Source organism: Phenylobacterium sp. (genome assembly GCF_031181185.1).
GTDB lineage: Bacteria > Pseudomonadota > Alphaproteobacteria > Caulobacterales > Caulobacteraceae > Phenylobacterium.
In genome coordinates this window covers 1-3,261 of record NZ_JAPSKZ010000269.1, presented here as the reverse complement: position 1 = coordinate 3,261, position 3,261 = coordinate 1, and the positions used below count along the sequence as shown (strand labels likewise).

The 3,261-nt window shown below is 68.7% G+C and carries 3 protein-coding genes; all 3 read right to left on the bottom strand.

From position 1 onward, the window contains the following. The coding region (locus RIF93_RS19605) for a hypothetical protein (RefSeq protein WP_309093128.1) at positions 1-510 on the bottom strand (510 nt) is incomplete at its 3' end. 115 nt (positions 511-625) lie between these two features. Beyond that, complete coding sequence (locus tag RIF93_RS19600) at positions 626-1,831, bottom strand: outer membrane beta-barrel protein (RefSeq protein ID WP_309093127.1); 1,206 nt, start codon at positions 1,829-1,831, stop codon at positions 626-628. 532 nt (positions 1,832-2,363) lie between these two features. Continuing rightward, positions 2,364-3,261 (bottom strand): NAD-binding protein (locus tag RIF93_RS19595; RefSeq protein WP_309093126.1); only part of this gene is annotated, 898 nt, incomplete at its 5' end.

Below are 3,261 nucleotides of genomic sequence, written 5' to 3'. Positions count from 1 at the left end.
GGTGGTGTCGTGGGGTGGCGGCTCGCCGGCCCGCTGGTGCGGGTAGGGCTCGGGCTTGAGGTCGAGGCGTTTGATGATGCGCTCGGCCTGCTGTTCGAGGGTGAGGGTCGCAAAGACCGGATCGAGGTCTTCGTATTCGAGGGCGCGGTCGAACTCGGCGGCGAGCTCGTCGTCGTCCTCCCAGTCGGCCTCGCGCCAGGTGAGGGTTTCCACCCGGTGTCGGATGCGGTCGTCGCGCTCGCGGGCGCGGCGCTCGGCTTGGGCCTCAGCGATGCGCTCCTCGTCGCGGGCGAGCGCCCGGACGTCCTTCCGCAGCTTCACGCGCAGGGCATAGGTCAGGCGGATGGAGCGCGCGGAACGGTCGAGGGGCTCGGCCAGCTGGACGAGCTCGGCAGGCTCGGAGGCCGCCTCCACCTGGCCGTTGATCTTCTGGATCATGGCGAACTGGACGTCGGCGACGGCGGCGAGCCGGGCGTCGATCTCCTCAAGCATGTCCATGTCGCTGATCATGAACAAAAAGAGAACATAGATCGGCCGCTGAGTCAAGGATTGCAGCGCAAAAGCAGAGGGCCCGGCGTCGCCGCCGGGCCCTCGCTTAGTTTCCGACTGTCGTCGGCGATCGAGATCAGAAGTTGATGTCGATCGTCGAACGGCGGTTCAGCGGTTCCTTCACGCCGTCGCCGGTGGCGACCGCGGGTTGGGTTTCGCCCTTCCAGTCCACCGACAGGGCGGTCTGGTTCACGCCAGCGCCGACCAGGGCGTCGGCCACGGCCTTCGCACGGCGTTCCGACAGGCGGACGTTGTAGGTCTGCGAACCGGAGGTGTCGGCGTGACCGACGACCACGACGCGGGTGGCGTTGCCGCCCTTGGCGTAGTTCGCGGCTTCCGTGACCACCGTCTGGGCTTCCGGCGTCAGCACGTACTGATCGAACGGGAAGTAGACGATGAACTGCTTGGCCTCGTAGGCCGGCGCCGGCGGAGGCGGCGGGGGCGGCGGAGGCGGCGGCGGGGGAGGCGGCGGCGGCGGGGGCGGCGGCGGGGGCGGCGGAGCCGCGAACGAGTACCGCAGGCCGAGCGTCACCGACTGGTCGCGGTATTCGCCGCTGAACACGCCGGGTTGCAGGCCGCTGGCGACCGAGCCGCTCGAGGCGAAGTCGACGTCCGAACCGCCGAGGTAGCGGTAGGTCAGGTCGACGTTCAGGCGGTCGGTGGCGCGCCACGCCAGGCCGGCGATGACCTGCCAGGCGAAGGCCGTGTCGTCGTCGTCGATCGTCAGGTTCTGGATCGCCGGGTTGGCGCCCGTCGGGCCCGTGATCGTGCCGGTGATGTTCGAGAACTGACCCGTCACGTCCATGGCGACGTGATTGATGCCGATGCCGGCGCCGATGAACGGGTTGAGCGTGGAGCCGGGCAGGATGTCGTAGATGACATTGCCCATGACGGTCCACGAGGTCACGTCACCGTCGGGCGAGCCGCAGGTCGGCGCCGCCGCGGTGCGGGTGACGCCCGGGGTGCAGAGGCCGAGAACCGCCTGGTTCGAACCGCCGCGGACGGATTCGATGTCGCCGCCGCGATAGCCGAGTTCGAGTTCGACGCGCCAGTTGTCGTTCAGCTGGTAGCCGAGACGCGCGAAGCCAGCCCAGTCGTCTTCCTGGTTGAAGTCCCAGGAGTACGGGGAGCCGTTCGCGGCGTTGTTGGAGCTCTCGAGCTCCATCGACTCGGGCCAGTGGTACCCGAGGTCCACCGCGCCGTACCAGCCGACTTGCGCCTGGGCGGCGGACGCGGCGAACGCCGCAGCCATCGCAGCGCCTGCCAGGAGTTTCAACTTCATAATCAGAGCCCTCTCGTTGCCCTCAGGTGGTGCGGCCAATCGACCCAGCCGCTCTTATAACAAGGCCGTTGGGTTGCGTAAGTGTCGCAGAAGCCACACTCCCACCCCAATCTGGCCACCCTCTTCCAGCCTTATCCAGGACGCTAAACGACGCCTTAACAGTGATCGGCGCCGCCCGGTGAGTTGATCCCACCCTCGCGGCCTAGCTGCAGACCAGGCTTCTGCCTCGCCCGCTGGAAAACCTCAAGTCGAACAACTCTCCTGTTCAAGGCCAAGCTCGCCACAACCGTGCGCGAATGCTGCCCGAACTATCTGTAAGTATTTGTAAAGCCGGGAGACTGACGCAGCCGTCCGCTGCGGAGCAACGTCCGCGCGAGCGCGTCCCAAGGTGTGGCTCCCCGCCGACATCCATCCCCTTCTGACTTCAAGCGCCCCTGTCGAGCCTTCGCCACCAACGTGCACGGCAACGCTTGGTTCCCGAACCTGAACCGCAGCTGACAGATTTTTTTCGGCGCCGAAATTTCGGCGCCGATCAGGCGCCGGCAGCGTCGCCCTTCGCGCGGCGGAACTTGCGGCTGCGGCCGCCCATGGCGTCGGGCCGGTTGAGGGCCGCGCGGAATTCGTCGCGCCGCTCGTGGATCGAGGCGATCACCAGGCCCATGGGCACGCCGATCTCGACCAGGACGGCCTCAGACAGCTGCAGGCTGGCCTCGACGGTTTCCGGCACGGCGTCGGTGGCGCCCAGATCATAGAGCCGCTGGGCATGCCGCGCATCGCGCGCGCGGGCCACGATGGTGAGGTCGGGCCGCATCGCCCGGGCCACCGCCACGATGGATTCGACCCCCTCGGGATTGTCCATGGTGACGACGACGGCGACGGCGTCGGAAAGACCGCACCGTTCGAGGAACTCGGATCGGGAGGCGTCGCCGAAGTAGATCGCCTCTCCGGCGCGGCGGCCCTGCTCGACCAGGCGCGGGTCGAGTTCGGCGGCCACCCAGGCGATCTGGTGGCGCTTGAGCATCTCGCCCACGAGGCGGCCGACCCGGCCGTAGCCGACCACCAGGACCTTGGGCTCCGGGGCCTCCTCCTCGTCCGCGGCGCCTTCAGGATCCGGCGGCAGTTCGCTGGGCGCGATGCGCCGGCCGCCGAGCCGCAGGCCCGCCATGGCCAGCAGCGGGATGCAGAACATGGAGAGGGTGGCCGCCACCAGGGCCGTCTGGCCGACCCGCGGATCGACCAGGCCGCCGCTCATGGCCTGGCCCAGGATGACGAAGGCGAACTCGCCCGCGCCCGCCAGCAGCAGGGCCGCCTCGAGCGCCGAGCGGGTCTTCAGGCCGAAGGCGCGCGCAAGCCCGAAGACGACCGCGGTGTTGAAGGCGATCATGGCGATCGCCGCGCCAATGATCACCAGGGGGCGTTCCAGCAGCAAC

What these genes read in the sequence shown, in the direction of transcription:
- RIF93_RS19600 (WP_309093127.1), bottom strand. Translation starts at nt 1,831, where the DNA reads ATGAAGTTGAAACTCCTGGCAGGCGCTGCGATGGCTGCGGCGTTCGCC.